Source organism: Rubrivirga sp. (assembly GCF_049648075.1).
Classification (GTDB): Bacteria; Bacteroidota; Rhodothermia; order Rhodothermales; family Rubricoccaceae; genus Rubrivirga.
Genome location: NZ_JBARYR010000339.1, coordinates 1 through 4,804 on the forward strand (window position 1 = coordinate 1; position 4,804 = coordinate 4,804).

Genomic DNA, 4,804 nt, shown 5'->3' on the forward strand with positions numbered 1-4,804 from the left:
CTTTTTCCTTCCAGTTGTCTGCGCTCAGCGAGTGCTCCTCGAGGACGGCTTCTTGGATAAACACGCGGACCTCCTCGCCGAAGTCCCCCCGCGTGAACGGCGTCGGGTCGACGATCCCGGCGTCGAACTGGGCGATCAGAGCCTGGACGACAGTCCGCGGTGCGCCCTCCGTGAACTCCTCGACGCCCATCCGGGTCAGGACGTGCTCGACCATCGGCGTCCCCTGCTGGATCATCAGCCGTACGAGTGCGCTCTCCTCGGGCCGGACGTCGGCGGCCGTCTCGGGGACGGCCTCGAGGTCGGTCGGCTCGGGTCGAGGACGGGGAGCCCGTCGGGGCGCGGCCTGCCCCTCGAACTGGCGCCGCAGGTCGGTCTCGTACACGTCCAAGGCGGTCGCGGCGACGCGCAGGTACTCGCCGGCTCGGATCGGGTCGTTCAAGCGCTTGATCGTCGTCAGCACCTCGCGGACGACTTCGGACTTGCCTTCGGGCGTGTCGAGCCGGCCCTCACGGCGAGCGCGAGCGACTAGGAACTGGACGAAGTCGAGCCGCTCGTCGCGCAGGACGGCCTTGAAGGCGTCAGTGCCGTGGTCTCGGACGTACGAGTCTGGGTCGGCCCCGTCGGGCAGGCTCACGGCGTAGGGCGCGAGCCCGGCCTCGAGGGCGACCGTGATCCCTTTGTGCGCCGCGTTCTGCCCGGCACTGTCGGCGTCGAACAGCAGGATCAGCCGCTGGACGTCGAGTCGCTTGAGCGAGTCGACTTGTTGCGGCGTTAAGGCCGTGCCCGACGCCGCGACGACGTTGCGGACGCCGGCGTCCCACAGGGACACGACGTCGGCGTAGCCCTCGACCACGATCGCCTCGCGCTCCGTCCGGATCGCGCGCTTCGAGTGCTTCATCCCGTAGAGCACGCGCGACTTCTGGTAGACCTCGGTCTCGGGCGAGTTGACGTACTTGGCCGGCGTGTAATCGTCGCTCCCGGTCTGGGTGTCCGGCAGGATCCGGCCGCCAAACCCCAGTACCTTGCCGATCGGCGACAGGATGGGAAACATCAGCCGGTCGCGGAACAGGTCGTAGTGGCCGCCGCCGTTCCGCTCCTTCGCCAACCCAACGGCCTCCAAGACGTCGGGCTTGTAGCCGGCCTCGAGGGCGGCCGTGACCAAGCCGTCCCAGCCCGCAGGCGCGACGCCGATGCCGAACTCGCGCACGGCGTCCTTGCTGAACCCGCGCGCCTGGAGGTAGGCGACGGCTCGCTCGCCCTCAGGAAGACCTAACGTTTTGTAGTAGTAGCCGGCCGCAAACCGAAGGGCCGCATGGAGCGTCGCCTTGCGGTCCCCCTCCGGACCAGAGGTCTCGCGGATCTCGATCCCGGCACGGTCGGCGAGCAGGCGGACCGAATCCAAGAACCCGGCGCCCTCGATCTCTTGGACGAACTTGAACACGTCCCCGCCCCGTCGGCAGCCGAAGCAGTAGTAGAGGTTCTGCGACGGGTCGACGGAGAACGACGGCGACTTCTCGTTGTGGAACGGGCACAGGCCCATGTAACGCTGCCCCTGCTTTTTGAGCCGCACGCGGTCGCTCACCACGTCGACCAAGTCGGACGCGGCGCGGACCTCAGCGATCGTTTCGTCGGGGATGCCAGCCATGACGGATGTTACCGCGGGAGTCGCGCTCGTTTGGCCACGTCGGCCGGATCCCACGTGACGGCGTCTCCGACCTCGAGGACGCCGTCGGAGACGATGGACGCACGCAGGCCGCCGCGCCGCACCAAGGCCTGAAAGATCTCGTCCTGCCCCGTCACCCGGACGAGGTACTTGCATGGCGCGCACCGCCGGACGCCCTCGAGGGCGACGCCGCCGATCGTGAACGGCACGCCGAGCAACGCCTCCAAATCGACGCCTTCGACGACCAGGTTGCGCCGGTGCTCGCCCTCGAGGACGGACACGCCGAACCCGTCGCGCGCGGCCTCGAGGTCTTCGAGCGCGATGAGCGACAGGTCTCGTCCTCGCCCCGGCCACCGGTTGAACGAGCCGACACCGGTGCCATAGCGGTCGCCCTCGAGGCCGCGACCCGAGAGCGCGCGGGCGGACGTGACGGACTCTACCGGCGCGCCAGCGCTCGGTGCGACAAAGATGGAGACGAGGCGTCCGGTCACGACGGGATGCAGGAGTCGCCGTCCAACGCACCGCCGTCCTCGAGGTCCCCGTCCTCAAGGTCCCCGTCCTCGAGGACGGAACGGACCCGTGCGTGAGTCGATAGACCCTCGACATCTCCCCTACCTCAATGCCCGACGTTCCCAGCCCTCAAGACGCCTCCGCCGACGAACCCGTGACGGACGTTGACCAGAAGGATGCCCCGACGCCCCAGGGCCGCGCCGACGACGACACGGACGTCCACGACGACGACACCGACGCCTCGTAAGCTCGCGGCATCATATCTCGCCCACTCTCGAGTCAGCCTCTCCGCCCCATGCCCCATAGCGAACACTTCCAGATTCCGACGGCACTCGGGCATTCGCTCGCCGCACGTCTCGACCTGCCCGAGTCGGGTGAGCCCGTCGCGTACGCGGTGTTCGCTCACTGCTTCACGTGCTCCAAGGACCTTCACGCCGTCAAGCGGATCTCGGCGGCCTTGACGGACCGGGGGATCGCTGTGTTGGCGTGCGACTTCACGGGACTGGGTGAGTCCGAGGGAGACTTCGAGGACACCTCGTTCTCGTCGTCCGTGGCAGACCTGGTCTCTGCGGCAAAGTATCTCACCGAGGCACGAGACGCCCCGCAGCTCCTGATCGGTCACAGCTTAGGGGGAGCGGCAGTTCTGGTGGCGGCCGAGTACATCGACTCGGTTCGTGCGGTCGCGACCATCGGCGCGCCGTGTGACCCGGGACACGTTCGGCGCCTCCTCATCGAGGCCGAGGAGGAGATCGAGACCGTCGGCCACGCTCAGGTCGACATCGGCGGGCGGCCGTTCACCATCCGGCGTGACTTCCTAACCGACCTCGACTCGCACGACATGATGCGTCGGCGCATCGCCAAGCTCGACCGGGCACTCCTAGTCTTCCACTCGCCACAAGACGAGACGGTGGGGATCGAACAAGCGCGCCACATCTACGAGGCCGCGCGTCATCCCAAGAGCTTCGTGTCGCTCGACGGCGCGAACCACCTGCTCACCAACCGCGACGACGCCGAGTACGTCGCGGGCGTTCTGGCCGCGTGGGCGGGGCGTTACCTGTGCCCAGCGCCGTCCGACCTCGGGGACGATCCGGGCTACGACAACCCGACGGTCACGGCCTCGATTGTCGCCTCCGGCTTCCGAACCGCACTCAGCGCGAGGGGCTTCGACCTGGTCGCCGACGAGCCCGCGTCCATCGGCGGGACCGAGACCGGCCCGACGCCCTACGACCTGCTCTGCATGTCGCTCGGCGCCTGCACCGCGATGACGCTGAGGATGTACGCCGACCGCAAGGGCCTCGCCCTCGAGGCCGTCTCCGTCCAGGTCACCCACGCCAAGGTCCACGCCGACGACTGCGAGGCCTGCCTCACGACCGACGGCCACCTCGACCGCTTGACGCGCACCATCGCCCTCGAGGGCGACCTCGAGGGCGGTCAACGGGCGCGGTTGCTAGAGATCGCGGACCGCTGCCCGGTCCACCGGACCCTAAGGGGCGAGGTCGACGTCGTTACGGTCGAGGCGTGACGCGCCGCAGCCGGCCTCGAGGCGGAGCATCACCCGTCACCATCCGGACTCCCTGACACTCACAGCATGTCGCCGACCCAGATTCCCTCCCCGACCTCGATGCGGCTCTCCGAGCGCTTTGCCGAGGTCCGCGACTTTACCGAGTCGCTGTGCGCCGACCTCGCGACCGAGGACTTCGTCGTCCAGTCGTCGCCGGACGTCTCGCCGACCAAGTGGCACCTGGCCCACACGACGTGGTTCTGGGAGACCTTCGTGTTGGAGCCGTTCGCGCCGGACTACGAGTTGCACGACGAGCGCTACCCGTTCCTGTTCAACAGCTACTACGTCCAGGCGGGCGAGCGCCACTGTCGCGCTCAACGCGGCTACTTGTCGCGCCCGACCGTCAAGGAGGTGTTCGCGTACCGCGCCCACGTCGACGCCGCGATGGCCGACTTTCTCGGGTCGCTCGATGAGCCGGACCGTCAGGACGTGGCCGACGTCGTCGAGGTCGGGCTGCACCACGAGCAGCAGCACCAGGAGCTGATGCTGACCGACCTCAAGCACGTGTTCTCGGTCAACCCGCTTCGGCCCGCGTACCGCGAGCGGCTCCACATCGAGGCCGACGATCCCGGCCCACTCGGTTGGACGTCCTTCGAGGCCGGACTCCACGAGATCGGGTTCGAGCCCAGTGAGCCGTCCTCGAGTCGGGGCCGGTTCCACTTCGACAACGAGTCGCCGCGGCACCGCGCGTTCGTCGAAGCCTTCGAGGTCGCGGACCGGCTCGTGACGTGCGGCGAGTACCTCGCGTTCATGGAGGACGGCGGCTACGACCAGACACCGCTGTGGCTCTCGCTCGGCTGGGCCACGCGCGAGGCCGAAAACTGGACCGAGCCGTTCTACTGGGAGAAACGAGACGGTGAGTGGTGGCACTACACGCTGTCCGGGATGCGCCCCGTCGACCCGAACGAGCCGGTCACGCACGTCAGCTACTTCGAGGCCGATGCCTACGCACGCTGGTCCGGCGCTCGGCTGCCGAGCGAGCAGGAGTGGGAGGTCGCCTCGAGGTCGGCGTGGTCGACCGGTGACGCGCCCGGCTCTTTCGCCGACGCAGGCCGCCTCCACCCCGCGCC

5 protein-coding genes are annotated in these 4,804 nt (G+C 68.5%); 3 read left to right on the forward strand and 2 right to left on the reverse strand.

Translation table 11 applies throughout. From position 1 onward, the window contains the following. Together dnaG and WBA11_RS10155 are read right to left on the reverse strand one after the other, a co-directional pair. Window positions 1–1,645 (reverse strand): DNA primase (gene dnaG, locus WBA11_RS10150; RefSeq protein WP_424520580.1); only part of this gene is annotated, 1,645 nt, incomplete at its 3' end. A gap of 8 nt (window positions 1,646–1,653) precedes the next feature. Further along, window positions 1,654–2,154 carry an MOSC domain-containing protein gene (locus WBA11_RS10155; protein WP_424520581.1) on the reverse strand — a complete coding sequence of 167 codons (501 nt, stop codon included), beginning with the start codon at window positions 2,152–2,154 and terminating at the stop codon, window positions 1,654–1,656. 128 nt (window positions 2,155–2,282) lie between these two features. Here WBA11_RS10155 and WBA11_RS10160 point away from each other — a divergent pair, with 128 nt between their 5' ends. The 3 genes from WBA11_RS10160 to egtB form a co-directional block, all read left to right on the forward strand. Continuing rightward, complete coding sequence (locus WBA11_RS10160) at window positions 2,283–2,420, forward strand: hypothetical protein (RefSeq protein ID WP_424520582.1); 138 nt, start codon at window positions 2,283–2,285, stop codon at window positions 2,418–2,420. A gap of 48 nt (window positions 2,421–2,468) precedes the next feature. Beyond that, the gene (locus WBA11_RS10165; RefSeq protein WP_424520583.1) at window positions 2,469–3,695 is read left to right on the forward strand and encodes an alpha/beta fold hydrolase; all 1,227 of its coding nucleotides are present in this window, start codon (window positions 2,469–2,471) and stop codon (window positions 3,693–3,695) included. A 66-nt stretch (window positions 3,696–3,761) separates the two neighbouring features. After that, on the forward strand, window positions 3,762–4,804 hold a 1,043-nt coding region (gene egtB, locus WBA11_RS10170), incomplete at its 3' end, for an ergothioneine biosynthesis protein EgtB (protein WP_424520584.1).

Bases quoted from the DNA above. Each gene is read 5' to 3' on its own strand.
- WBA11_RS10165 (WP_424520583.1), top strand. From the start codon at position 2,469: ATGCCCCATAGCGAACACTTCCAGATTCCGACGGCACTCGGGCATTCG.
- WBA11_RS10160 (WP_424520582.1), top strand. From the start codon at position 2,283: ATGCCCGACGTTCCCAGCCCTCAAGACGCCTCCGCCGACGAACCCGTG.